30 protein-coding genes are annotated in these 23908 nt (G+C 33.1%); 3 read left to right on the forward strand and 27 right to left on the reverse strand.

Annotated features, from left to right (window positions below):
- Positions 1-3 precede the first annotated feature (3 nt).
- From rpe to DICTH_RS06465, 12 genes are read right to left on the reverse strand one after another with little or no spacing between them, the layout of a single operon-like run.
- Positions 4-666: a ribulose-phosphate 3-epimerase gene (rpe, locus tag DICTH_RS06410; RefSeq protein ID WP_012548450.1), complete on the reverse strand. Its 663-nt coding sequence runs from the start codon at positions 664-666 to the stop codon at positions 4-6.
- Position 667: 1 nt separating this feature from the next.
- Entirely contained in the window at positions 668-1231 is a 564-nt protein-coding gene (locus DICTH_RS06415; RefSeq protein ID WP_012546952.1) for a PASTA domain-containing protein, read from the reverse strand.
- Positions 1228-2274, reverse strand: a complete 1047-nt coding sequence (gene rlmN, locus DICTH_RS06420) for a 23S rRNA (adenine(2503)-C(2))-methyltransferase RlmN (protein ID WP_012547630.1) — start codon at positions 2272-2274, stop codon at positions 1228-1230. The genes DICTH_RS06415 and rlmN overlap by 4 nt, the downstream gene beginning before the upstream one ends.
- Positions 2267-3559, reverse strand: coding sequence for a 16S rRNA (cytosine(967)-C(5))-methyltransferase RsmB (gene rsmB / locus DICTH_RS06425; protein ID WP_012548240.1), 1293 nt, complete (start codon positions 3557-3559; stop codon positions 2267-2269). The genes rlmN and rsmB overlap by 8 nt, the downstream gene beginning before the upstream one ends.
- The gene (locus DICTH_RS06430; RefSeq protein WP_012547140.1) at positions 3560-4249 is read right to left on the reverse strand and encodes a zinc metallopeptidase; all 690 of its coding nucleotides are present in this window, start codon (positions 4247-4249) and stop codon (positions 3560-3562) included.
- Between the two features lie 27 nt (positions 4250-4276).
- A complete protein-coding gene (gene fmt, locus DICTH_RS06435) occupies positions 4277-5215 on the reverse strand; it encodes a methionyl-tRNA formyltransferase (RefSeq protein ID WP_012548445.1) in 939 nt (312 codons plus the stop codon).
- A complete protein-coding gene (gene def, locus DICTH_RS06440; protein WP_012547804.1) occupies positions 5212-5673 on the reverse strand; it encodes a peptide deformylase in 462 nt (153 codons plus the stop codon). Before def ends, fmt begins: the two co-directional genes overlap by 4 nt.
- Positions 5674-5684: 11 nt before the next feature.
- Entirely contained in the window at positions 5685-7796 is a 2112-nt protein-coding gene (priA, locus tag DICTH_RS06445; protein WP_012548022.1) for a replication restart helicase PriA, read from the reverse strand.
- A 5-nt stretch (positions 7797-7801) separates the two neighbouring features.
- Positions 7802-8005, reverse strand: a complete 204-nt coding sequence (gene rpoZ / locus DICTH_RS06450) for a DNA-directed RNA polymerase subunit omega (protein ID WP_012547307.1) — start codon at positions 8003-8005, stop codon at positions 7802-7804.
- Positions 7986-8618, reverse strand: coding sequence for a guanylate kinase (gene gmk / locus DICTH_RS06455; RefSeq protein WP_012547935.1), 633 nt, complete (start codon positions 8616-8618; stop codon positions 7986-7988). Before gmk ends, rpoZ begins: the two co-directional genes overlap by 20 nt.
- On the reverse strand, positions 8619-8876 hold the full coding sequence (locus DICTH_RS06460; protein WP_012547122.1) for a DUF370 domain-containing protein: 258 nt from the start codon (positions 8874-8876) through the stop codon (positions 8619-8621). It lies immediately after the preceding gene.
- A gap of 17 nt (positions 8877-8893) precedes the next feature.
- Entirely contained in the window at positions 8894-9751 is an 858-nt protein-coding gene (locus DICTH_RS06465; protein WP_012547026.1) for a YicC family protein, read from the reverse strand.
- Here DICTH_RS06465 and rsmI point away from each other — a divergent pair.
- The 3 genes from rsmI to DICTH_RS06480 are packed head-to-tail and all read left to right on the forward strand — an operon-like array spanning position 9741 to position 12772.
- Positions 9741-10679, forward strand: a complete 939-nt coding sequence (rsmI, locus tag DICTH_RS06470) for a 16S rRNA (cytidine(1402)-2'-O)-methyltransferase (RefSeq protein WP_236608255.1) — start codon at positions 9741-9743, stop codon at positions 10677-10679. The two genes, DICTH_RS06465 and rsmI, sit on opposite strands and share 11 nt — an antisense overlap.
- 3 nt (positions 10680-10682) lie before the next feature.
- Complete coding sequence (gene plsX, locus DICTH_RS06475; RefSeq protein ID WP_012546990.1) at positions 10683-11693, forward strand: phosphate acyltransferase PlsX; 1011 nt, start codon at positions 10683-10685, stop codon at positions 11691-11693.
- 29 nt (positions 11694-11722) lie between these two features.
- On the forward strand, positions 11723-12772 hold the full coding sequence (locus DICTH_RS06480; protein WP_262370152.1) for a type IV pilus twitching motility protein PilT: 1050 nt from the start codon (positions 11723-11725) through the stop codon (positions 12770-12772).
- Here the strand turns inward: DICTH_RS06480 and DICTH_RS06485 are convergent.
- The 15 genes from DICTH_RS06485 to trpS form a co-directional block, all read right to left on the reverse strand.
- Positions 12769-13830: a hypothetical protein gene (locus tag DICTH_RS06485; RefSeq protein WP_012547799.1), complete on the reverse strand. Its 1062-nt coding sequence runs from the start codon at positions 13828-13830 to the stop codon at positions 12769-12771. The genes DICTH_RS06480 and DICTH_RS06485 overlap by 4 nt on opposite strands.
- Entirely contained in the window at positions 13788-15023 is a 1236-nt protein-coding gene (locus tag DICTH_RS06490; protein ID WP_012548479.1) for a glycosyltransferase family 4 protein, read from the reverse strand. Before DICTH_RS06490 ends, DICTH_RS06485 begins: the two co-directional genes overlap by 43 nt.
- A 166-nt stretch (positions 15024-15189) precedes the next feature.
- Positions 15190-15639 carry a type II 3-dehydroquinate dehydratase gene (aroQ, locus tag DICTH_RS06495; RefSeq protein ID WP_012547291.1) on the reverse strand — a complete coding sequence of 150 codons (450 nt, stop codon included), beginning with the start codon at positions 15637-15639 and terminating at the stop codon, positions 15190-15192.
- The gene (locus DICTH_RS06500; protein WP_012548132.1) at positions 15626-16147 is read right to left on the reverse strand and encodes a shikimate kinase; all 522 of its coding nucleotides are present in this window, start codon (positions 16145-16147) and stop codon (positions 15626-15628) included. The genes aroQ and DICTH_RS06500 overlap by 14 nt, the downstream gene beginning before the upstream one ends.
- Complete coding sequence (locus DICTH_RS10325) at positions 16144-16269, reverse strand: hypothetical protein (protein WP_012547006.1); 126 nt, start codon at positions 16267-16269, stop codon at positions 16144-16146. The genes DICTH_RS06500 and DICTH_RS10325 overlap by 4 nt, the downstream gene beginning before the upstream one ends.
- A gap of 140 nt (positions 16270-16409) precedes the next feature.
- Positions 16410-17324, reverse strand: coding sequence for a polyamine aminopropyltransferase (speE, locus tag DICTH_RS06505; protein WP_012546901.1), 915 nt, complete (start codon positions 17322-17324; stop codon positions 16410-16412).
- Positions 17325-17363: 39 nt separating this feature from the next.
- The gene (gene speD, locus DICTH_RS06510; protein WP_012547984.1) at positions 17364-17792 is read right to left on the reverse strand and encodes an adenosylmethionine decarboxylase; all 429 of its coding nucleotides are present in this window, start codon (positions 17790-17792) and stop codon (positions 17364-17366) included.
- Positions 17793-17964: 172 nt separating this feature from the next.
- Positions 17965-18549, reverse strand: coding sequence for an RNA 2',3'-cyclic phosphodiesterase (thpR, locus tag DICTH_RS06515; RefSeq protein WP_012547091.1), 585 nt, complete (start codon positions 18547-18549; stop codon positions 17965-17967).
- The gene (pgsA, locus tag DICTH_RS06520) at positions 18530-19027 is read right to left on the reverse strand and encodes a CDP-diacylglycerol--glycerol-3-phosphate 3-phosphatidyltransferase (RefSeq protein WP_012547892.1); all 498 of its coding nucleotides are present in this window, start codon (positions 19025-19027) and stop codon (positions 18530-18532) included. Before pgsA ends, thpR begins: the two co-directional genes overlap by 20 nt.
- Positions 19024-20346 carry a 30S ribosomal protein S12 methylthiotransferase RimO gene (gene rimO, locus DICTH_RS06525; RefSeq protein ID WP_012548364.1) on the reverse strand — a complete coding sequence of 441 codons (1323 nt, stop codon included), beginning with the start codon at positions 20344-20346 and terminating at the stop codon, positions 19024-19026. The genes pgsA and rimO overlap by 4 nt, the downstream gene beginning before the upstream one ends.
- Positions 20343-21086 (reverse strand): helix-turn-helix domain-containing protein, encoded by a 744-nt coding sequence (locus tag DICTH_RS06530; protein ID WP_012548161.1) that lies wholly within the window; start codon positions 21084-21086, stop codon positions 20343-20345. The genes rimO and DICTH_RS06530 overlap by 4 nt, the downstream gene beginning before the upstream one ends.
- Entirely contained in the window at positions 21062-21784 is a 723-nt protein-coding gene (locus DICTH_RS06535) for a pseudouridine synthase (RefSeq protein WP_041723570.1), read from the reverse strand. The genes DICTH_RS06530 and DICTH_RS06535 overlap by 25 nt, the downstream gene beginning before the upstream one ends.
- A complete protein-coding gene (gene scpB / locus DICTH_RS06540) occupies positions 21784-22281 on the reverse strand; it encodes an SMC-Scp complex subunit ScpB (protein WP_012548368.1) in 498 nt (165 codons plus the stop codon). Before scpB ends, DICTH_RS06535 begins: the two co-directional genes overlap by 1 nt.
- A complete protein-coding gene (locus tag DICTH_RS06545) occupies positions 22256-22915 on the reverse strand; it encodes a segregation/condensation protein A (RefSeq protein WP_012546888.1) in 660 nt (219 codons plus the stop codon). The genes scpB and DICTH_RS06545 overlap by 26 nt, the downstream gene beginning before the upstream one ends.
- Positions 22912-23901, reverse strand: a complete 990-nt coding sequence (gene trpS / locus DICTH_RS06550) for a tryptophan--tRNA ligase (RefSeq protein WP_012548717.1) — start codon at positions 23899-23901, stop codon at positions 22912-22914. Before trpS ends, DICTH_RS06545 begins: the two co-directional genes overlap by 4 nt.
- Positions 23902-23908 lie beyond the last annotated feature (7 nt).

A 23908-nucleotide genomic window follows, 5' to 3' on the forward strand; every position in this document is an offset into this window, starting at 1 on the left:
CTTCTATACCTCCTTATATCCTATAGACTTCATTTTAATGATTACTTCTTTTGGATTCTCTGAGGTAAATACTGTATTTCCACTAATTAGAATATTTGCTCCTGCTTCCACCACCAGAGGAGCAGTATTAAGATCTATACCTCCATCTACCATAATATCAAGATCAATTCCCTCCTTTAAAGCCATCTCCCTAAGAGTCCTTATCTTTCTCAGGCAAAACGGTAAAAATTCTTGTCCTCCATAACCCGGATTTACAGTCATTATCAATACCATATCTACCTCACCTAAAAGATACTCTATGGTATTTAAAGGTGTTGCAGGGTTTAAAGTAATAAAAGGACGAACCCCATGATCTCTTATATATTTTAAAAGCCTTTGAGGATGATATGTAGCTTCTATATGAAAACCAAGATGATTAGCACCAGCGTCCATAAACATATCAACAAAGTTCTCTGGTCTTTCTACCATTAAGTGTACATTTAAAGAAATATCATATTTACTTCTCAAAGCCCTCACTAAGGCAGGACCATAACTTAAATTGGGAACAAAATGTCCATCCATAACATCAATATGGATTGCATCAGCTAGATCTTTTACAAGCTCTATCGATTTTTCCATGTTAAGAAGATCTGCCGAAAGAATCGATGGAAAAACTTTTATATTCATCTTACTGGCCCCCCGTATAGGTCTCTGTAGTAGAAGAAGTGAAAGTTTGCTCTTGCGATACATAGGAATAAAGAACAATACTTGCACCTTTTTCTATAAAGAAGTCAGACTCGGGTATCTGCCTCACAATATATCCATTTTCTCCGTTAACAACTTCCACCCTTAATCCTAACTTCTCTAGAATATTTCTTGCTTCTCCTGTATCCTTCTGTATTACATTAGGTATCTTAACAATTTGAGGCATATTTATCCACAAAGATATTATGCTTCCAGAAGGTATCTTAGTATTTAGTGGATTTTGATCGAGAATCACTAATGGATCTTTATTTTTATCGATTAGCACTCCTTCTATAACAACCTTAAAGTTGTTTTTAGCTAAAATGTCTGTAGCTTCTTTTAGATCTTTACCACGAACATCAGGAGGAAAAACTAAGTCAGGACTATTATTTATTGTCTTCTGAAAAAAGAAGATCACAAGACCTAAGATAATAAGATTTATAAAAATAAGTCCATAAAGGATTAATTCCTTTATGGAAAGTTTTCTAAATATATTCCATCTTTTCACTTTAATTCCCCCTTACTTTTTAAATATAAAGCCCTAAGTTGTCCACATCCTGCTTTTATTCTACTACCATAAGAAATTCTCAAAGTAACGTTTATACCAGCATCGGAAAGTATTTTTTTAAATTTAAATATGTCTTTTAAATCTGATGTCTCCCAAGGATATTCTGGAACCTTATTCCAGGGAATAAGATTAACATGAACAGGTTTATTTTTTAAAAGCCCTGCTAATTCTATCGCATGCTCTTCTCTATCATTGAAGTTCTTTATCAAAACATATTCAAAAGTTACCCTTCTTCCTGTCTTCTCAGCATAATAAAAAGCACTTTCTAAAAGTTTCTCAATAGGATATTCTTTATTTATTGGTATGATCTTACTTCTCAACTCATTATTCGGAGCATGAAGAGATATGGCAAGCCTTACCTTCAAATCTTCCTCTCCCAATTGATATATCTTGGGAACTATTCCAATAGTAGACAAGGTTATATGCTTAGAACCTATATTAAGTCCCCATTCCCTGTTTATAATCCTTATAGATTTAACAACATTATCATAATTTAAAAGAGGTTCTCCCATACCCATGTAAACCACATTAGAGATTCTATCTCCTTTTTCGAATAATTCCTTCTGAATTAAAATTATTTGTCCTACGATCTCATGAGTGTTTAAGTTTCTCCTTAAACCAACAAGGCCTGTAGCACAAAATTTACACCCTATGGCACAACCCACTTGAACAGAAACGCAAACAGTATTTCTATTTTTATGAGAAATAAGTACTGTCTCAATATTCTCACCATCTTCAAGTTCCAACAGATATTTCTTGGTATTTCCTTCTCCGGTAATCTTGACAACTTTAGGAATATCGAAGGAAAAATATTCTGCAATTTTTTGCCTTAACCCTTTAGGAAGATTTGTCATGCTTGAAGGATTCAGAATTAGCTTCTTATAAACCCAATCAAAAATTTGATCAGCCCTGTAGGATGGCTCACCCCATCCCCTTAAAATATCCCTTATTTCATCTATATCAAAGGATAGTATGTTATTCACGACCTATTAAACTGATAAAAAATCCATCAGTCTTATACTTATATGGAATTACCCTCATTATACCAGGGAATTTTTCTCCTTTGTAAAAAAAATCAATTAATTTGAATTCAGGATTCCTTTCCAAAAAATACAATACTACATTTTCATTTTCGTGCCACGTAATTGTACAAGTACTGTACACCATCCTTCCACCTTTTTTAAGTAATTTTCCTGCTCTTTCAAGCATCTTTATCTGCATCTCAGACAATTTATAGATATCTTCTCTCTTTAACCTCCATTTAATCTCTGGTTTATGACTTATCACTCCCAAACCAGAACATGGAGCATCCAAAAGCACCCTATCAAAAGTTCCATTTAAAGAATCTGGTAAGTTTAAAACATCCTCAGCTAAAGTCTCAATTATTGAAATTCCAAGCCTTTTAGCATTTTCTTCTACTAGTTTTACTCTGTTTTTATTAATATCTACCGAAACAATCTTACCCTTATTATTCATTAACTCCGCAAGATGAGTACTTTTAAGACCTGGAGCAGAACATAAATCGATTACTCTACTTCCTGGCTCTGGATTTAAAATCAGTGCAGGCAACATGGAAGCTTCACTCTGAATTACAAAATAACCATTATGGAATAAATCAGATTTCTCAAAATCAAATCCATCTTCAATTAAGAGAGCTTGGGTTACCAAATTCCCGTCCTTAAATTTTATACCTCTTTCCTTTAGTTTCTCCTTTAAATCCTCTACCGATATCTTCAAAGTATTAACTCTTATGGCGATATTGTGAGCTTTATTTAACCATCCTAAAATTTTTACAGCCTCACCTTTTCCTATATAATCCTGCCATTCCTCAAAGATAAATTCTGGAATTGCATATCGTATATGGAAGGGAATTAAATTCAAATCTAAGTTATTTCTTTCTTTCACCATTCTTCTTGAAACTGCATTTATTAACTTTGCTTCCTTCGGAACCTTCCTTTTGGCTATTTCTACAATTTCATTTACAGCAATAGGCAAAATAGTATCTTTTAAGAAATATATGTGATAAGCAACTAATCTTAAGAGAATCCTACCAAAAAGACTAAGATTATCCCTCTTTACAAATCTTGACCAAATATAATCAAGAGTAGTTTTCCATCGAGTTACACCATAAACAAGCTCTGTGATAAAGTGTTTTTCTTTTAATGATAAATTATAAGAGGGAAGCCTACTTCTCAAAAGGAGATTTAAATAAGCTTCCCTCTTCTCAAGATCATATAAAATTTCAGCAGCCTTTAATCTTACCTCCATTTAGTCCCTTCTTCTCATATTCGCAAGAAGTATCAGACGGAGTAAGTTCAATAATGCTGTAAGAGCAGCAGCAAGGTAAGTAAGTGCAGCTGCATTCAGCACTTTTTTTACTCCCTCAGCTTCTTTCTGAGTTACAAGTCCAAGAGACAATAAAACTTCTTGAGCTCTCTTGCTAGCATTTATCTCTACGGGAAGGGTTATTAAATAAAACAATACTGCCAACGAAAAGGCTAATATACCTATATTCATTAAGCTAGGGCTTCCAAAAATAAATCCTAAGAAAAAGAGTGGAAAAGCAAGATTTGTTCCAATATTAGCTACGGGAACTAAAGATGATCTAAGAGCTAAAGCATAATATCCTGTAGCATGTTGTATAGCATGTCCAATTTCATGAGCAGCAACCCCAAGAGCCGCAACAGAAGGTTCTGAATAGACAGGTTCCGAGAGTCTTAAAACTTTTGTGGTAGGATCATAATGATCAGTTAAAGTTCCAGGAATAGGTTCTATTTTCACATCATTTAGCCCTACACTTTTGAGAATAATCTCTGCAGCCTCTCTTCCAGTAAGCCTACGAGAGTTTGGTATCTCAGAATAATATAGAAAAGTTGATCTTACTTTCATACTCGCATATATGGAAAGAATTAGAGCAGGCAAAAGCAAGATATAAGTAGGATCCCATAAAAAGAACATCAACACTCACCTCCTCATATTGTTTATTTATTCGAATCTCTCTCCTATATTTAGACGGTATCCATTCATAAATTCCAAGAAATTCATTTTCTTTTTACCTTCAGGTTGAAGCTCAAGAAGCCATAATATTCCATTCTCCACTTTAACTCCAATACCTTTCTTCCTGTCTTGTTCAATTATTGTACCATTTATTACATCCTCGTCAAAAAATCTTTTCTCAAAATTAGCTTTAAATACTTTTAAAATCTTACCCCTAAAAAAGGTCATAGCTCCTGGCTCAGGAGAGAGAGCTCTTATTTGGCAACATATTTTTTCTCCATCCATATTCCAATTTATTATTTCCTCTTCTTTTGTCAATTTGGGTGCATAGGATGCTAAAGATTCATCCTGAGGTACTGGAATAAGTTTTCCTTCCTTAATAAGAGGTAAAACCTCAAGTAGCAAGTCCGCTCCTAAATTAGCAAGTTTTATAGAAAGAGTTCCCTTATCATCATCAGGAAGTATAGGAATTTTTTTTATAGCATAAACAGGGCCAGTATCAAGCCCCTTTTCCATCTTCATTATAGATACCCCTGTTTCCTTCTCACAATTCATTAGTGCTCTCTCTATAGGTGCTGCCCCTCTATATTTAGGAAGAATTGAAGCATGAACATTTATTCCTCCGTAAGGAGGAATATTCAAAATATCCTCAGGAATTATTTTTCCATATGAGGCTACAATTAAAGCATCAGGTTTCAAGTCTTTAATAATATTAAAAAACTCTATATTTCCCTTAAGTTTTTCTGGTTGATAAACCGTAATACCTTTATTAATAGCAAATTGCTTCACTGGAGATGGTAATATCTTTTTACCTCTCCCCTTTGGTTTATCAGGTTGAGTCACTATTCCAATTATATTAAGATGATCATAAATTTTTTCTAAAATTATCCTTGAAAACTCAGGCGTTCCAAAGTATATAACTCTCATTTTTCCTCCGTCTTAAGAGTTTCTTCTACAGCCCTATCAAGTATTAACATACCATCAAGATGGTCAACCTCATGCTGAACCACTCTAGCAAGAAGCCCCTTTGCTCTATACTTTTTGGTTCTACCATCTAGATCTTGAGCCTTAAAAACTATCCTTTCAGCCCTTTTTACAGGTACTTCAACTCCAGGTACGCTCAAGCATCCTTCATAGTCTAATTCCTCACCAGACATCTCGATAATCTCTGGATTGATCAGGACAATAGGATTATCTTCGTAATCCACAACAATAATTCTTAAACTTTCCCCAACTTGAGGGGCTGCAAGCCCAACACCATTACAAAATTTCATCGTTTCTATCATATCTCTTGCCAACTCTTTAACTTTCTCATCAATTTTTTCTACCTTCTTGGCTTTAGTTTTTAGAATTGGATCTCCCACTTTTCTTATTTCTCTGATCATGTTCAGTCACCTCATGTTATTATTTCTCTCATATCTATATTAATTATAAATTTCAAATTTGAAAATGGACTTCTATTTTCCTCACATACCTTTTTCAAAAAATCGCTATTTATTAAGTTCTCATTATCTTTTATTATAATCTGATATCTATATTTGTCTCTAACAAAATATGGAAAATATGGTGCAGGACCAAGAATAGCCAGATCCTTAAACTCCTCTTTTATCTTACTAACAATCCTACCTCCCTCATCTAATATCTCTTTCTCATCTATATCTTCAAGAAGTATTTGATGAATTCTTGAGAAAGGAGGATAATTCAGAGACTTTCTATTTAATAACTCTCTATTCAGGAAATTTCCAAAAGAATTAATTTTTAATGCTCTTACAACATAGTGAGAAGGATTGTAAGTCCTAATTATTATCTCCCTTCCCTTATAAATACCAATTATTCTCTTTATCATATTAAAAGTCTTTTCAGGACTTGCAAAGTCTGGAATATGTAGAAAATTGTCTAAATTGTATATAATCAAAAGTCCAATCTTCTCATCATCAAGCCATGGTTCTATAAGTCTTGTACCTACCACAATATCTGCCCCATAAATTATAGTTTCATCTTGTAACTCCACTTCACTATCAATCCTTAGTACCTTTGCCCTATCATACAAATTAACAAGGTAACGATAAAGTTTTTCAGTACCGATACCACCATATACAAAACTATAACCCTCACACACTGGACACCTTTGAGGAGGCAACATTTCAAAACCACAATAATGACATTTCATGATTTTCTCCTCTAAATGGTACACAAGAGAAGACTTACAGTGAGGACACATAAATATATAACCACAATCTTGGCATTGGATATAGGGAGAATATCCAAGTCTATTTAGTAAAATAAAAACCTTTCTTCTATTTCTCAAATTTTCCTCAATCTTTCTTAAGGAATAAAAATCAAGAATTTCTTGTGTCTTATCTTTTCTCAAATCAATCACAGTAATCTGAGGCCTGTAAAAAAGAGGCTTTCTATAAAGTTCCATCTCTCTATATATGGTTCTATAAAATGAAACTATAGAAGGTGAGCTACTACCTAATACAACAGGTATACCTTCCAATTCTCCTCTTTTTAAGGCTACCACTACACTATCATATCTAGGCTCTTTCTCACGCATATTATAAAACTCGTTCTCCTCCTGATCTACAATTATTACTCCAAGATCCTTAAAAGGTAAAAATAAACCTTTGCTTGTGCTTAAAACTACAGCCTGTTCTGTAGTAGCAACTTTAAAAACAGAATAAGACTGTGCTTCTGTAAGAAAACTATGATAGAAATATATCGAAAATGGTACACATTGAGAAAGAAAATCTCCAAATTGAATTAAACTTTTTACAGTAGGAAATACAAAAAGTATACTCTTCCCTCTTTGATAAAAATGTTTCATTATTTCAAAGTATGTTTTCCATCGTTCATCTCTTGATTCAATAAATAAAAGAATGGGCTTTTTCATTAAATCTAATATCTTTTTATCTATAGTAAAACTTCCCCAAGAGTCCCCACTTTTTTCACTTAAATATACATGTTTCCTAGGCTTTTTCTCTATCAATTTTATTTCAAACCTCTCTTCAATAGCTCCTTTTTTGAGCAAAGCCTTTATAACACTTTCGGAAACCTTTAAGCTCTTTTTTAGACTTTTTTCTTCCATCTCATTATCAATCAAAGCTAAAAATATCTTTTCCTGTTTTTTAGACATCTCTACTACGGTGGCTCTTGCTTTTAAGTAACGAAGTACTTCTAATTCAACCCCTGAAGGAAATATATAATTGGCAGTTTTATATAAAGAGTTAGCATAATATTCACTTATCCAATTAACAAGCCTTACGAGAGGCTTTGATAGGGGAGGTATATTTTCTAATATACTAAGAATAGGATATACTTCAAATTCAGGATCCTCAATTTCTTCAATATCCCAAATATATCCTAATTTTCTAGATTTTTTTAATGGTACAACAACAGCCTTTCCAATATCAGCCGATTCAGTAAATTCCTCAGGAATTGAATAATACAAGAAATCCTTTTCTGGAATATATGTATCAAAAAGTACTACTTTACTAACTCTCACCACTCTTTCTAATCTTCCGAATCACTTCCCTCTCCATAAGTAATCTTATCTTGTGCTACCTCTTCCATGGCAAGTATTAATGGATCCCTCGCCACAGTTTTTAAAATCTTTAATTCCTCAAAAAGCTGTCTTGCTCTTCTTGATATAACTACTGTTAAAATATACTTATTAGGTATCTTTGAAATAAGAGTATCAATATCTATCTCTTTCATCCTTTGCACCTCCAAAAATATTCAAGAAATATTCTATCTTTTCTTTACATAACCTATGCCTTTCAGCATATATGATGCATCTTACCATATCTACAGCTTCATCTAGATTATCATTCACAACAGCATAATCATAATAAGAAATTTTAGAAATTTCAAGAGGGGCATTCCTTAAACGTAAATTTAAATCTTCTAAACTTTCTGTCTCTCTACTTATAAGCCTTCTTTTCAATTCATTAAAGTCAGGAGGTAATACAAAAATGAGTTTGGCTTCATTATAAATCTTTTTTACATTAACTCCACCCTGTACATCTATTTTTAATATTACATCCATACCCCTTTTAATACAGTCTTCAACCATTTTCTTGGGTGTACCATAAAGATATCCGTGCACCACTGCCCACTCTAAAAACTCACCATTTTCAATCATTTCTTTAAACTTCTTTTCATCCACAAAGAAATAATTTTTGCCATCTTCTTCACTTGGTCTTTTAGGTCTTGTAGTATAAGAGACTGATTTAACAAGATTAGGCACGATCTTTAAAATCCTCTCCAATATAGCATCCTTCCCAACTCCTGACGGTCCTGACAAGACAAAAAGATTTCCTCTAAACATTTAATAACTCTCCTCTTCCTTATCTCCGCCCTCTATTCTTGCCGCGATAGTTTCGGGATGTAAAGCAGACAAAACTATGTGACCACTATCAAGGACTAAAACTGCTCGTGTTTTTCTCCCATAAGTAGCATCTATAAGTTCATTTCTTGTTTTAGCATCAGATAAAAACCTTTTTATTGGTGCAGAATCAGGACTTATAATAGCTACAATACGAGAACTAACTACCATGTTTCCAAAACCTATATTAACAAGTTTCATTTAAAACCCTCTCCTTCCTATTCAACATTTAATATTAACTCGCGAATTTTTTCAAGCTCTTTTTTAATGTCCACAGCATAGAACATAACCAAAGTCTTTGCAGTTTTACTAGAAAGAGTACTGACCTCTCTATGCATTTCTTGCACCATAAACTCAAGAGCCTTTCCTATAGGTTCTTCTTTTTCCATCTCAGTTCTAAATCTTCTTATGAATTCATCTATTCTTATAATTTCTTCATTAATATCTGTCTTCATAAGTAACAGAGCTAATTCTTGATACAATCTATTCTCATCTATTTCTTTAAAACTAAACTCCCTTAATTTTCTTTCCACAAAACCTCTCGCCTCTTTATGCCACAATTCCTCCTCTCTTTTGATAGAAAAAAGTAAAGTCTCGATCCTATCAAGACTACTTTTTAAAGCATTATATATACTTTTACCCTCTTCCTCCCTTACCTTATTAAAATCCTTTATAAGAAGGGTCGCCTCATTCAATAATTTTAATACATCCTCATCATTAAAAACTCTATTCTCCATATAAAAAATCTGAGGATTAGCAAGTATCTCTTTCCAGTCAGAGATATTCTCTTCCTTACCTGTTATTTTTCCGAGCTCATCAAGAATACTATTCAACAAAGAAACATTAAGTTTATAAAGGTTTGAATAATCTTTAAGAATTTTAATGGAAAACAAAATGTATCCTCTCTTAATATGGTTCTTAATTTCTCGCGTTATATCTTGCTCCATAAAGGAGAGAGAGTCAGGAAGATTTACTCTAATTTCCAAAAATCTATGATTATAGCCTTTTATCTCCAAAAAAAAGTTAAGGCTATTAATAGAGAACTCCCTAAATGCTGAGGCAGTCATGCTCCTCATTGTTATTTATTTTACTTTATATAGAAATATTTGCCAAGTAGAAAAAAACTTATATAATTTACCTATGGGCAAATTATATGTGGTAGCTACCCCAATAGGTAATTTGAAAGACATAACTATCCGAGCTATTGATGTTCTTAAAATGTGTCCTGTAATAGCAGCAGAAGACACAAGACATACCCTCATTCTTCTTAAAGCATATAATATAGAAGATAAAATCTTAATTTCATACCATAAATACAACGAAGAGAAGAGGACTGAGCTTTTCCTTGACTTTTTATTAAACAAGAATATGGATGTTGCTCTTGTATCTGACGCTGGAACTCCATGTATTTCAGACCCAGGATACAAAATAGTAAGAGCAGCAAGAGAAAAAAACATTGAAGTTGTTTCCATACCAGGCCCTTCATCTCTTACAGCTTCTCTTTCAATTTCTGGCCTTCCTACAAACGAATTTCTCTTCATAGGCTTTCTTCCCAAAGAAGAGAACAAAAAACTTGAAAAACTTTTGGAGATTAAGAAAAGTAATATCAAGACTTTTGTGATATATGAATCCCCCAAAAGAATAATTAAATCTCTAAATACCATAAAAGAAGTATTTCCAAACTCCACTATATGCGTATGCCGAGAGCTCACAAAAAAATTCGAAAGAACTTATTATGGAGATATAGAAAAAGTTCTTTTAGAAATAAGTAACGATCCTTATAAAGAAAAGGGCGAATATACAGTGATAGTTTTCTGGCAAAATAATTTGGAGCCTGAAGAAACTTTATCAATAGAAGCGCTCTTAATAGATCAAGTTGTAAAGCACAAAATTTCCTTGAAAGAAGCAGTAAATATAGTAGCTAAAATGTATAATATACCTAAGAAAGAGATTTATAAAAAAAGTATCGAATTAAAAAATAAGTTCAAAGAGGAGGAATTTTAGAATATGAAAATAGCCTTAGATGCTATGGGCGGAGACTACGCACCTCTTGAAACTACAAAAGGAGCATTAGAAGCAATCAAAGAAAGTAATATTACTGTAGTATTAGTAGGCAAAGAAGAGGAATTACAAAAAATCCTAAAAGACTATGAGTATGACAAATCCAGAATAGAAATTGTAAATGCAGAAGAAGTAATAGAGATGCATGAACATCCTGCCTTTGCAGTAAAAGAAAAGGAAAACTCTTCTATAGTAAAAGCAATAAAACTATTGAAAGAAAGAAAAGTTGATGGGGCAGTATCTGCAGGAAACACAGGAGCAGTAATGAGCAGTGCCTTATTATATTTAGGAAGAATAAAAGGAATTAAAAGGCCAGCCATCTCCACCTTAATTCCTACATTAACCGAGGTTCCATCAATAATTCTTGATATAGGGGCAAATGTGGATTGTAAAAAAGAATATTTAGAACAATTTGCTCTCATGGGGAAAATATATATGGAAGAAGTTTTCAACATAAAAGATCCTAAAATAGCCCTTTTGAACATAGGGGAGGAAGAAGGAAAGGGAAACCAGCTAGCACAAGAGACTTATAATCTTCTTAAAAATAATCCTATCTTTAACTTCATTGGAAATGTGGAAGGGAAAGATCTTTTCAAAGGAATAGCAAATGTTATTGTATGCGATGGGTTTGTAGGAAATATAGCCATCAAAACTGCCGAAGGAGTAGCAGAAACCCTTTTTGAACTTCTTTCTTCAGAAATAAAGAGTTCTCTTTGGAGCACTATACTAGGAATGTTGTTAAAACCTAAATTTAAAAATGTTAAGAAAAAACTTGATTATAGTGAGTTTGGAGGAGCTCCTCTCTTAGGGGTAGATGGAACTGTAATAATCTCTCACGGAAGATCAAAAGCAAAGGCAATAAAAAATGCATTAAAACTTGCGGAGAAAGTGGTAAAATTAGAAATAAATAGAAAAATTTTAGAGGGGTTGAGTAAAATAACAGATAGGGGGGATTAGAAATAAAACCTGAAAGATTTGAAAAAATAATAAATCTCGCTGTAAATTTAGAAGCCTCTGATATCCATTTAAAAGTTGGTACTCCTCCAGCGGTAAGAATAATGAAAGATATTGTCTTTCTAAAAGAAGAGCCTTTAACTCCAGAAGAGGTTGAAAACCTGGCTTTTAGTATAATGCCTCCTTCCGCAAGAGAGGTTTTCTTAAAGAACAAAGAGGTAGATTTTCCATATGAGAAAAAAGGATTAGTAAGATTTAGGGTAAATGTCTATACTCAAAGACAAACTGTAGCTATTTCCATGAGGCTCATAAAATTGAACATTCCTTCCATAGAAGATTTAGGACTTCCTAGCATATTAAAGTCTCTTGTTACCAAAAAAGCAGGATTAATACTAGTTACAGGCCCATCAGGAAGCGGTAAATCCACTACCCTCGCTGCTATGATAGAGTATCTTAACCAAAATGAGAGTTTGAATATAATAACCATTGAGGATCCTATAGAATACGTATTTACTGATAAATTATCTCTAATCTCACAAAGAGAAATAGGTATTGATACAAGCTCTTTCTATTCAGCCCTAAAGATGGCTTTAAGAGAAGACCCTAATATAATAATGGTAGGAGAATTAAGAGATATAGAGAGTGTTTCGGTGGCTCTTCAAGCAGCAGAAACAGGCCACTTAGTGCTCAGTACTCTTCACACTATAGACACAGTTTCTACTATTTCCAGGATCGTAGACATGTTTCCTCCGCATCAACAAAATCAAGTAAGATATCAACTAGCAAGTACTCTGGTTGGTATAATATCTCAAAGATTATTAAAGAGAAAAGACAAAACGGGACTTGTACCTGCATGCGAGGTTCTGATAGGTACATCCACGGTGAGAAAATGGATTAGAGAGAACAAACTTTCAGAAATCCCCAAGATCATAGAAGAAGGAAAGTTAGAAGGCATGCAATCTTTCAATCAAAATCTCTTAGAGCTATATAAAGCTAATATTATAGATGCAAATGAAGCTTTGATGGCAAGCCCCAATCCTTCTGACTTAGAGCTTGCCATCAAAGGAATAATAGCAGGCTAACATATAGCAGCTTCTTTTTTAAGGCTAACTATTTCTTTCATAGTGAGATAGGCCATAAGATAAGATATAATGCTCTCTGCTCCCTGGTTAAGATTAACACCATATTCATTTATACCATCAAAACAACCTCCACTTTCCGTATCAATCATATTTACACCCTTTGAATTTCTTCCATGAAACCACATAAAGGTTTCCTTAGCCTTGTTTACATATCTAATATCTTTAAACTGTTCATAAGCTTCTTTATAAAGAAGGATCATCTCGCTTGCCTCAATAGGCTGTTCATCAAACTCTGCTATTTTTCCTCCTCTTACATACCACCCGTTACATCCAATAGGCTTGAAATATCCATATCTAAATACTATTTTTTCTAAAAATTCCATGCTTTCAATAGCAACATCTTTAAAATCATTATCTCTTAGCATTTTATATGCAACCAAAAGGGAGAGGGGAAGTATTGCATTACTATAAGCCATTATATCTTCAAACCATCTCCAATCAGTATCACTATTTTCTCTAAACTGCCTTACTAAAGATTTTGCAAGCCAATCAATATATTCTGTAAGACCAAGACTACTCAAAGATATATCTTTATTAGCATAATACAATCCTAAGATTGTGTAAGCCTTACTTCTGGGAGATCTCAATTCTTCTATATATTTCAAAGACCTACTAAGTAACTCTTTGTACAAATTTCTAACCCCCAAAGGAACCTCCTTTGTAGCTATTCCAACCCCTAAACTCCATACCACCCTTCCAAAACAATCTTCCGAACCTTCTTCTTCTAAGAACTTTCTATCATAGGACATAAAATTTCTAAAATTTCCTTTATATGTTTGAGCATTTAAAATGAAAGAACTATATTTATAAATGAGTTCAAGATATCTTTCCTCTCTATATTGTTTATATAACATTGTTGCAACGATAAGTGCCCTTGAATTATCATCAGTAGTATATCCAAAACGTGGATCTGGCACACTAAATTTAGAATGCTGAAGTATACCAGTATCGTCCGTTAATCTAAATAAGTGATCAACTCTGGGGTAGAGAAGCTCCATTTCTTCCACCCCCTTACTTCTTCATCCTTACCCAATACCACTTCATAGAACATTTCTATATACCTCTCTGCAACCACATTCCACCACATACCTTTTCCATACTCAAAAGCTTTTTTCTCCATCTCTTTCCTTCTTTCCTCGTCTCTTAGTACATCTCTTATTGCCCTATAAATTCCATCAGAATCTCTAAAATCCACCAAAATACCCCTTCCATCAGCTAAGAGTTCTTCTGCATATCTATAAGCAGTAGATACTATTACCCTCCCACAAGCTAAAGCATAGCTTAAAGTACCACTAACAGCCTGCTCCTTGTTAAGATATGGTGTCATGTAAATGTCTGATGCCTGTAAATATTTAAGAATTTCCTCCTTAGTTAAATACTTGTTTACAAATATGACATTCTCCTTTACCCCTAACCCCTCAACCATTTTTAATAACTTTTCTCTATAAGATTCTCCCTCATTTCTTATAATTCCAGGATGAGTTCTTCCTAAAATCAGGTAAACCACATTTGGAAATTCATCTTTTAACTTTGCAACTGCCTCAATTCCATACTCAAGTCCCTTACCAGGCCCAATAAGTCCAAAAGTACTTATTACTATCTTACCTTCTAGGCCAAGTTCCTTTTTTAGTTCTTCTCTATCACCATAGTACACATATGGAACCCCATGAGGAATATGAACTATTTTATTTTCTTCAATCTCATAAATATTAGTTAAAAGATCAATAGTATTCTTAGCCATAGTCACAACTTTTTCTGAATACTTGCCAATTTCTCTTAAAATATGTCTCTGCTTTTCGCTTGGATTAGTCAGAACAGTATGAAGCACAGTAGTAAAAGGAATGCTTAAGTTATAAATAAGATCCAAAAGGTACTCTCCACTTTCGCCCCCAAAAATTCCATACTCATGTTGTATTACCAAAAGGTCAATCTCAGAATTATTGAGGTACTTAGAAAGATCAAGGTAATCTTTCTTATTAAATTGATCTATCTCCTTTATTACTTTGTTATCGTAAATATAAGTGTCATCACTTATGGCTATAATTGAAGTATTAACAAAGGGATTATACAAAGGAGCTATTTTATCAATCTCCCTCACGAGATCCTCTGTAAAAGTAGCTAATCCACATGCTCTGGGAGGATAAGTGCTAAGAAATGCTACATTAATTCTCTCTATTTGCTGTTTTCTCATAGCCATCACCTCCCGTGAAGGTTTTTAAGGGAGTTGAAAATAGCCTTATTGGTGTGAAGACATTATGTTTTATTAATAGATATGATTATTTTATCTATATTAATTATACATATATAAGGGAAACTTGTCAAGTTAAGAATGGTAAAAAGGAGATGTAGAGAAGAAATTACTTTTGCGTCTTTAAGATGTAATCAATATAATCTAAAGCAAGAAGATAACTATAAACTCCAAAACCCGAGATTTGTCCTAAAGAAACAGGAGCTATAACTGACTTATGCCTAAATTCTTCCCGAGCATAAATGTTACTTATATGTACCTCTATAGTTGGCTTTTTAACCGCTGATATAGCGTCTCTTATGGCATAACTGTAATGAGTAAACGCTCCTGCATTTATGATAATATAATCAGATTTTGCTCCTATATCTTGAATCCAATCTACAATTTGACCTTCCCAGTTTGACTGAAGAATAGTTACATCAAAATCCTTTTCTTTAGCTTTTTCATATATCAGTCTATTAAGGTCCTCAAAGCCTATTTCCCCATATATATTAGGCTCTCTAACGCCAAGCAAGTTTAAATTAGGACCATGAATTACAAGAATTTTACATCTTGCCATAAAAATCTAATATCTCCCTTACAATTTGATAAGGAGTCTTACTATCTACATTTATCTTCAAAGTAGCGACCTCTTCATATAAAGGTTTCCTAGAAATCCATAAATTATAAAGTTCATCTTTACCCAAACTCATTAAAGGCCTTTTATCCTTTTCCTCTGTTCCTTCTAATCTATTCATAAAAACCTCAAAACTGCCATCTAAGAAAACAACAAAAGTCTTTTCCTTAAGAAGCTTTCTATTAATCTCTCTTTTAATTATGCCCCCTCCAGTAGAGATTACAATCTTGTTATGTTTTTCTATTAATTCCTTTAGATAAAAAGATTCCAAATTCCTAAAATGTTCTTCTCCGTAATCTGCAAAAATATCTTTTATACTTTTTCCCTCTTTTTTTTCAATATACTCATCAAGATCATAAAAAAAATAATTCAAAAAATTAGCCAATAATAGACCAATAGTTGTTTTACCACTTCCCATGAATCCTACAACGGATATTTTATCCCTTTTCATCTACCAATAAAATACATACCCCAGAGTATGAAAATACTCAAAAGAAAAAAAACTGCTACAATTGTAGCAACTATTCTAATTGTCCTTTCCTTCTTCTCCTTCTTAGATCTTGTTTTTGCCATCTCTACCCCTCCGAATTGTACCCTTCTTTTACATCATAACACTCATTGTAATGAGGACACTTAGAACAACAACCTACCTTATGATTTAGACATTCATTATAATATGGGCAATCTTCGCAACAAAACATAAAAACCTCCTTTTAATCCTCTACCGCATATAGAGGAGCGCTATCATAAGCTACTTTTTCTTCTCTTTCTATTAATTCTCTAATGTGTTTTGGAAGAGAAAACATCATCTTATGCGCTTCTCCATCATAAAACCTCAAATTTTCTAAACCTTTTGCTTTAATTAAATTATTTATATCCTCCTCACTGAAATTCTTTGGATCTATTTTATCACTTGCCCATATAAAACTCCAAATAAAGTCATAGGCTGGTACGTAAGCCTGATAGGATCTTACTATTTTAAATACCCTACGTAAAGTAGAACTCATTGCAGCATGAAAAAATATCTTAAGATGGTGAGTTGTACCTGCCTGCATTACAAATACTCCATCTTCTTTCAAATGCTCCTTTATAATATTATAAAACTCATAAGTGAACAATTTTACGGCAGGACTACCTTCCATAGGCTCTGATAAATCACTTATTATTACATCGTATTTTTCTTCAGCTCTTTCTACAAATTCCCTTGCATCAGTTATGTATAATTTTGTTCTTGGATCTTCAAAGGCTCCCTGATGCCATTCAGGAAGGTATTCCTTCGAGACTTCGACTACCTCACCATCTATATCCACCATTATAGCCTCTTCTACATCTTTATGCCGTAAAACCTCTCTTAATGTAGCTCCTTCTCCTCCTCCCATTATTAATACTTTTTTTCTATTAGAGTTATTCAACAATAAAGCAGGATGCACTAATGCCTCGTGATAAATAAACTCATCTTTCTCACTAGACTGAATTCTTCCATCTAACACGAGACATTTGCCATAAAAGCTACTCTCAATGACCTCTATCTTTTGAAATGGCGAAACACCAGTATAATAAAACCTGCTTACTCCATGCCAATGTATCTCACTAGGATGGTTTTTTTCAATAATCCAATAAGCATCCATTTTTATTTTTCCACCCTTCTCCAAAACTATTTATGCCAGTCAACCTACTGTCTCTTTTACCTCCTTCTTATTTTCCTCTGGCTTATAAGTAAAATTACCAGCTTCTATCGGTAGAATTCCTCTTTTTGCCTCAAAGGTAATAAACTGCTCAGCCTGTAAATAATTATTCAGGTATTCGAAAGCCTTCCAAGGATTTACATGGTCACCACAGGTAAAAAGATCGGCTGCTGCAAATCCATACTCTGGCCAAGTATGAATTGCAAGATGAGATTCAGATATTACTACTACACCACTCACTCCATAGGGACTAAATTTATGAAATACAACCTCTACTACCTCTGCGCCTGCTTCGATAGCAGCTTTAACCATAATCTCTTTAATCTTTTCTACATCATTTAAAATCTCCCTGTTGCAATTATACATCTCTGCTAAAATATGTCTCCCAAGAGACTTCCCTGTTATTTTCACCTTGGGTCCCGCCTCCTTCCATTTAAGATTTTTACGAATCAAATTTTATCACTAATATAACCTTTTGACAATAATTTTTCTGGAGAAAATAGACAGAAATTGCAATTTTTGAACAATTTTCTTAATATTACTCTATATTTTGCAGTATCTAAAAAATTTTTGCATTTTTTCTTTATTTTTTACCAAGATTAACTCTATATATCGGAGTATAGATGGGTCCCTCTGGAGTCAACTTACTTTCAAATAGTGTTATACTACTGACTAATACTACTTCTTTATCAAAAAGCAGATCCTTTAAAATTCTAACATCCCTATCCTTGACCCTACCAAGGGTCAGATGAGGTGAAAAAGGTCTATCTTCTTTCCTAAATCCCTTCTTTACTAGCCTTTTTTCAATAAAATCGAAAACCTTTTCTAAACCATCTAACCCCTCTTCTATTCCGATCCACAAAACTCTTGGACTTTTCAAGGAGGGAAAAGCTCCAAACCCCTCAAGAGAAATATAAAAAGGTTCGAAATAATATGAAGTTTCATCTAAGATACTTTTAATATCGTCAATTAGATTTTCTGGTGTTTCCCCGAGGAATTTAATGGTTAAGTGAAAATTTTCTCTCTCAACCCATTTAACATCTCCTAATACCGAATTTTTTAGTTCTTTTTGAAAACTTAAAATATGATCTTTGATGCTATCTTCAAGCTCGATAGCTATAAATAACCTTCTATAAGCTATGTTCTTCTCAGAAGATTTCTTTGCCATATTTATAGAAGTAATAAAAACCTGAATAAAGAGTAAGAACTAAAGATATCATTAGTAGTATATATTTAAAAGGTAAGTTCCACAAATATAACAAAATACTGAAATCTTGAAAAAAGGTCTTCAACTTACCTGATTTTAAAGCTGGAAGAACAATACCTTTTTGAACAAGAGAGAGCCTCAAACCAGTAACCATAAATTCTCTAAAAAGGATTAATATGACAATCCAAGGAGAGAAGTACTTTAACCATACAAAATAAACCAATATACCTAAAACAAGAATCTTGTCTGCAAGAGGATCAAGAAATTTACCTAAATCGGAGATTTTATTATATCTCCTTGCTATCTTTCCATCTAAATAATCGGTAAATACAGCAAGAATAAACAATATCCCAGATAAAAAGGCATTTACTTCTATGAGAATAACTATAGGAAATAACATAAAAATTCTTATAATTGTTAAAATGTTAGGCAAATTCATACTAACTCTCCCAAAAGGTCATAAGCTCTATATTTTTTTATTTTCACTCTAACTCTATCTCCTATACTTATAGATCTTGAGCCTTCCTTGGGTATCATTATTACCCCATCTACTTCAGGAGCCTCTCGCCAACTTCTACCTATAAAGTATTTACCTTTCTCATTTTCAATTATCACATCAAACTCTCTTCCTAAAAGTTTTGCATTCAGTTTTTTTGAGATCTCTTTCTGAGTACTCATCAATATATCGTATCTTCTTATTTTCTCGTCCTCATCTATTTGGCCATCAAAATTCTTAGATATAGTCCCTTCCTCATTATAATATGTAAAAGCCCCCAATCTATCAAAAGGATAAGCCTTTATAAAAGCTATAAGTTCTTCAAAATTTTCTTCCGTTTCTCCAGGAAAGCCAACCATTACAGTAGTTCTTATTACAGCATCTTCAAAATTCTCCCTTATCGTACTCCAAACCCTTATAATATCATCCTTTTTATAACTTCTATTCATCTTCTTTAATATCTCATCATTTACATGCTGAATAGGAATATCAAAATAAGGAACTACTTTCTCGGAAACTTTTATAAAATTAATAAGGTCTTTGGTTACACGAGAAGGGTAAGAATACAAAATTCTTACATAAAAATCTCCTTTTATATTCTCAATACTTTTCAATAAATCCACAAGAGCAGACTTTCCGTATAAATCTTCTCCATACCGAGTAGTATCTTGAGCAATAAGATTTATCTCTTTAACACCTTTTTGCACCAATATCTCTACTTCTTTTATAATATCATCTATGCTCCTACTTCTGAGTCTTCCACGAATAAATGGAATGGTACAATAACTACAAAAATTATTACACCCCTCAGAAATTTTTACATAAACCCAGAAATTAGGAGAAATTAAAACTCTGGGCATCTTATGTGTATACATAAAAGAAGAAGCAGGAGAAGAATGGATTTTTCTTTCTCCATTAGAGGTTATTAGAGAAACAAATTTATCATATTCTCCAGGTCCAATAAAAAGATCCACAAAAGGATATCTATCCTCTAACTCTTTCTCAAATCTTTCTACATAACAGCCTGTAACTACAATTTTCAAGTTTTTATTATTCTCCTTATACTCTTTCAAAAAATTAATATTCTCTTCTGCTTCTTGCCATGCTGGTTTTATAAAAGCACAAGTATTCACTAGCACAAGATCTGCCTCTCCAAGATAAGGAGTAAAAGTATAACCAAGCTCTTTTAAAAATCCCATAAGAATTTCCGTATCAACTTGATTCTTTGAACATCCAAGATGTATAATTCCAGCTTTTTTCATGGCACTCTAAGTTTTACAACTTCTCCCTTCTTACCCAAAGTTCCTATATTCTTATCGTTATAATATATCTCAAGCCCACCCGCATTTCCTATATGAAAGTAAAGAGAGGTATAAGTCCAAGTTATAGTATCTCCTCTTTTTAAAATACCTTCATAAATAGTTTTATCTTCGTAGTTAACTCTGAGCCAAACCCTATCTAAGGCTACAACTTTTATAGTATTAGTGAAAGTGTTTGTATTAGTAACGCTAACTTCATTACCAATTTCATCAACCTTACTACTCTCAATAGTCTTAGTATAACTTTCTGGTATATTTATCTCATAAGACGTTATATCTCTGTTTTTAAAATTATTACTCATAACTTCTTTATTATTCAATTTTACTGTTAAAAATACTGTTAGAAATATGATGGATATTACTAGGAAATAAGCTATGTATTTCAAAGAACTCTTTTTAGGCTTAACAAGCTCAGGTGAGCTTTCTTCCTTTTCTAACTGATACTGGGTATTATAAGTCTTAATTATCTCTTCTTCATTAAGACCAAGAAAATTAGAATATTTCCTTAAAATGCCTCTTTTATAAACCTCAGCAAGATTTACCTTATCATATTCATCATCTTCTAAGTGCTTGAGATACCTATAACTTATCTTTAAAAGATTTGCTACCTCTCTTAAAGATAAGCCTTTTTTTTCCCTTTCTTCTCTTAAAATCTCTCCTAAGCTTTTAGACTCTCTAACCATCTTATCTCATCATCTCTTAAAAATCTGATCTCTCCCGGTTTTAAATCACCTAATTTTATCTTTCCTATCTGTACCCTCTTAAGATTCAAAACCTTGTAATTAAAAAGAGCTAACATCCTTCTTATTTGTCTTTTCCATCCTTGATATAAGGTAATTTTTAAAAGAGATATATTTTTTCTTCTATTTTCCCAAATAATTTCAAATCCTGCAGGAAGAGTCCGTCCTTCCTCTAAAATAACACCTTCTCTAAGTTTTTTCAACTCCTCTTCCTTAGGTATGCCATCAATTAATACTTCATATACTTTTGGAATTTTATACCTTGGATGGATAAGTACATTAGCTATCTCGCCATCATTAGTACATAATAAAAGTCCCTCACTATCAAAATCCAACCTTCCCACAGGATAAACCCTAAAAGGGACTTTATCTCTTAAAAGATCTTTTATAGTTCTTCTTCCAAAGGGATCATATAAAGAAGATATATAACCTACAGGCTTGTATAAAGCAATATATATCTTCTTATCAGGTTTAACTATTTTGTTATCTATCTCTACTATATCTTTTTCTGGATCAATCTTAACCCCAAGGGTTCTAATTACTTCTCCGTTTACCTTCACTCTGCCCTCTAAAATAAGTTTTTCTGCCTTTCTTCTTGATGTAACCCCAGCCTTAGCTATAAACTTTTGAAGCCTCTCCATCATTTTTTTAGCTCTTCTTCATCCTCTATAGTGAAATATCTATAAAATTCATCACCAATACCGTATAAAAATGGTCTTCCTATGGTTTCTTTTCTGCCTACAATCTTTATCAATTTCTTCTCTAAGAGAGTACTCAGGACACTATCTACTTTTGCTCCTCTTATAGTTTCTATCTCCACCTTAGTAATGGGCTGATGATAATAAACTATGGCAAGAGTCTCGAGAGCAGCTTTAGATAATCTTTCTCTTTTTCTCGAAGCATATCTCCATAAAACTGGTGCTACCTCAGGAGATGTTGCAAAGTCATAAGCACCATTTATTTTATAGAGATTAATACCTCGATTTTCATATTCCTCTTTTAACTCCTTTAAAACTTCCTCTACCTCATCTACGCTCATCTCTAATAATTTTGCGATTTCCTCAGGATAAAGAGGCTTTTCGGCAATAAATATTAACGCTTCTATTTGTTTCTTAGCTATTAGCCTTATCTCTCTCATAAGTTTTCACCTTGAAGTATATATCTCCTAGGAACTCCTTTTGTTGTAAGATAACTTCATTTTTATTACTCATATCACACAAAACAAGAAAGTAACATATTGCTTCCAGTATGGTTTTTCTTTTAATGAGTTCTGAAAAGCTACCTTCTCTCTTGCTCAAAATCTCTTTATATTTTCCCTCAAAATCAAATTCATAATCGTCCTCAAGATAAGAAAGATCTAAAATAAGGCTATTTTTTCTTTCTAAGAACAGAAGATAAATCTCAGCTATATTTAGTTTTTTCTCAGGGATAAGCTCAATCTCGTCTTTTCTTTCTCTTCTAAATATTAACAAGCTCCTCTCTTCTTTTTCTCTCAAATATTCCGCCACATTTCTCCAAGAATCATCGTAAAAATATAATTCTTCTTCTACCTTTTTTGGTTCTATGTCAACCTCTTTATTAAATACCTTCCTAATTTTTCCTTCTATAAGATCTACAGTTACATCTAAAAAAGATGTTGTTAATTCAAGATCTTTCCATTTCTCTTCTCCTAGAGAAGAATACTGTTCAACAAGATCTTTCAAAGGAAAAACAGATATATCGATCTCCTTCTGTAACAACTCCTTTATTGTAAGAAAGGGATTTACTATCATACTATTTTTATCTTCATAGCCTCCCTAACAAGCTCCATAGTTTTTTGAGCCTCTTCTCTCGCCTTTTTGTTTCCTTCAACAAGGATACTCCAAGTAAGATCTCGATCTTTTGAGTAAATCTTCCTTTTCTCCCTTATAGGTGCTAAAAACTGATTTAATTTCTCTGCAAGCTTCATCTTGCACTCAACACAGCCTATTTGAGCATTTCTACATGCATAATCAATTTCTGAAACCTCTTCCTTGTTAAAAATCTTGTGATAAGCAAACACTGTACATACCTCAGGATGCCCTGGGTCACTTCTTCTTATCCTTGCAGGATCAGTAATCATACTCCTTACTAATTTTTTCAATTCCTCTTCTTCTGTATCAAGGGGGATAGTATTTCCATAGCTTTTCGACATCTTCCTCCCATCAATTCCTACAAGCTCTGGTACCTCTGAAAGCTTTGCCTGAGGTTCAGGAAATATAGGTGAATAGAAATAATTAAATCTTCTTGCTATTTCTCTAGTAAGCTCCAAATGGGGAAGTTGATCTTCACCTACAGGAACCGTATCTGCCCTATAAATTAATATATCTGCTGCCTGAAGTACAGGATATCCTAAAAATCCATAAGTCATGAGATCTCTTCCTTCAATCTCACGAAGTTGTTCCTTATAGGTGGGGTTTCTTTCAAGCCAGGGAAGAGGAACTATCATGGAAAACAGCAAAAAAAGTTCAGCATGTTCTAATATATCAGATTGTCTAAATATCACAGATTTTTTAGGATCTATACCTACAGCCAGCCAATCACAAATCATATTAAATACATTCTCAACTACTTCTTCGGTCTCACGATAATGAGTGGTCAAAGCATGCCAATCAGCAATCTCAAAAAAACACTCGTAAGTATCTTGAAGCTCTACCCAATTTTTTAATACTCCTAAAAGGTGTCCTAAATGAAGTTTTCCTGTGGGCCTCATTCCACTAAGTATTCTTCCTGTCTTCATTCATCTA

Source organism: Dictyoglomus thermophilum H-6-12 (genome assembly GCF_000020965.1).
Lineage (GTDB): Bacteria > Dictyoglomota > Dictyoglomia > Dictyoglomales > Dictyoglomaceae > Dictyoglomus > Dictyoglomus thermophilum.

Coding starts and splice junctions, on each gene's coding strand:
- DICTH_RS06430 (WP_012547140.1), bottom strand. CDS start 4,249: ATGTTCTTTTTATGGGATCCTACTTATATCTTGCTTTTGCCTGCTCTA.
- DICTH_RS06490 (WP_012548479.1), bottom strand. CDS start 15,023: ATGAGAAAACAGCAAATAGAGAGAATTAATGTAGCATTTCTTAGCACT.
- rsmB (WP_012548240.1), bottom strand. CDS start 3,559: ATGGAGGTAAGATTAAAGGCTGCTGAAATTTTATATGATCTTGAGAAG.
- DICTH_RS06535 (WP_041723570.1), bottom strand. CDS start 21,784: ATGGAGAGGCTTCAAAAGTTTATAGCTAAGGCTGGGGTTACATCAAGA.
- fmt (WP_012548445.1), bottom strand. CDS start 5,215: ATGAGAGTTATATACTTTGGAACGCCTGAGTTTTCAAGGATAATTTTA.
- plsX (WP_012546990.1), top strand. CDS start 10,683: ATGAAAATAGCCTTAGATGCTATGGGCGGAGACTACGCACCTCTTGAA.
- speE (WP_012546901.1), bottom strand. CDS start 17,324: ATGGATGCTTATTGGATTATTGAAAAAAACCATCCTAGTGAGATACAT.
- DICTH_RS06485 (WP_012547799.1), bottom strand. CDS start 13,830: ATGGAGCTTCTCTACCCCAGAGTTGATCACTTATTTAGATTAACGGAC.
- rimO (WP_012548364.1), bottom strand. CDS start 20,346: ATGAAAAAAGCTGGAATTATACATCTTGGATGTTCAAAGAATCAAGTT.
- aroQ (WP_012547291.1), bottom strand. CDS start 15,639: ATGGCAAGATGTAAAATTCTTGTAATTCATGGTCCTAATTTAAACTTG.
- DICTH_RS06460 (WP_012547122.1), bottom strand. CDS start 8,876: ATGAAACTTGTTAATATAGGTTTTGGAAACATGGTAGTTAGTTCTCGT.
- pgsA (WP_012547892.1), bottom strand. CDS start 19,027: ATGAATTTGCCTAACATTTTAACAATTATAAGAATTTTTATGTTATTT.
- thpR (WP_012547091.1), bottom strand. CDS start 18,549: ATGGCAAAGAAATCTTCTGAGAAGAACATAGCTTATAGAAGGTTATTT.
- trpS (WP_012548717.1), bottom strand. CDS start 23,901: ATGAAGACAGGAAGAATACTTAGTGGAATGAGGCCCACAGGAAAACTT.
- rsmI (WP_236608255.1), top strand. CDS start 9,741: ATGCTCCTCATTGTTATTTATTTTACTTTATATAGAAATATTTGCCAA.
- rpoZ (WP_012547307.1), bottom strand. CDS start 8,005: ATGAAAGAGATAGATATTGATACTCTTATTTCAAAGATACCTAATAAG.
- DICTH_RS06465 (WP_012547026.1), bottom strand. CDS start 9,751: ATGAGGAGCATGACTGCCTCAGCATTTAGGGAGTTCTCTATTAATAGC.
- scpB (WP_012548368.1), bottom strand. CDS start 22,281: ATGAGAGAGATAAGGCTAATAGCTAAGAAACAAATAGAAGCGTTAATA.
- DICTH_RS06500 (WP_012548132.1), bottom strand. CDS start 16,147: ATGAAAAGGGATAAAATATCCGTTGTAGGATTCATGGGAAGTGGTAAA.
- def (WP_012547804.1), bottom strand. CDS start 5,673: ATGATCAGAGAAATAAGAAAAGTGGGAGATCCAATTCTAAAAACTAAA.
- DICTH_RS06545 (WP_012546888.1), bottom strand. CDS start 22,915: ATGATAGTAAATCCCTTTCTTACAATAAAGGAGTTGTTACAGAAGGAG.
- DICTH_RS06530 (WP_012548161.1), bottom strand. CDS start 21,086: ATGGTTAGAGAGTCTAAAAGCTTAGGAGAGATTTTAAGAGAAGAAAGG.
- DICTH_RS10325 (WP_012547006.1), bottom strand. CDS start 16,269: ATGGCAAAAACAAGATCTAAGAAGGAGAAGAAGGAAAGGACAATTAGA.
- gmk (WP_012547935.1), bottom strand. CDS start 8,618: ATGTTTAGAGGAAATCTTTTTGTCTTGTCAGGACCGTCAGGAGTTGGG.
- rpe (WP_012548450.1), bottom strand. CDS start 666: ATGAATATAAAAGTTTTTCCATCGATTCTTTCGGCAGATCTTCTTAAC.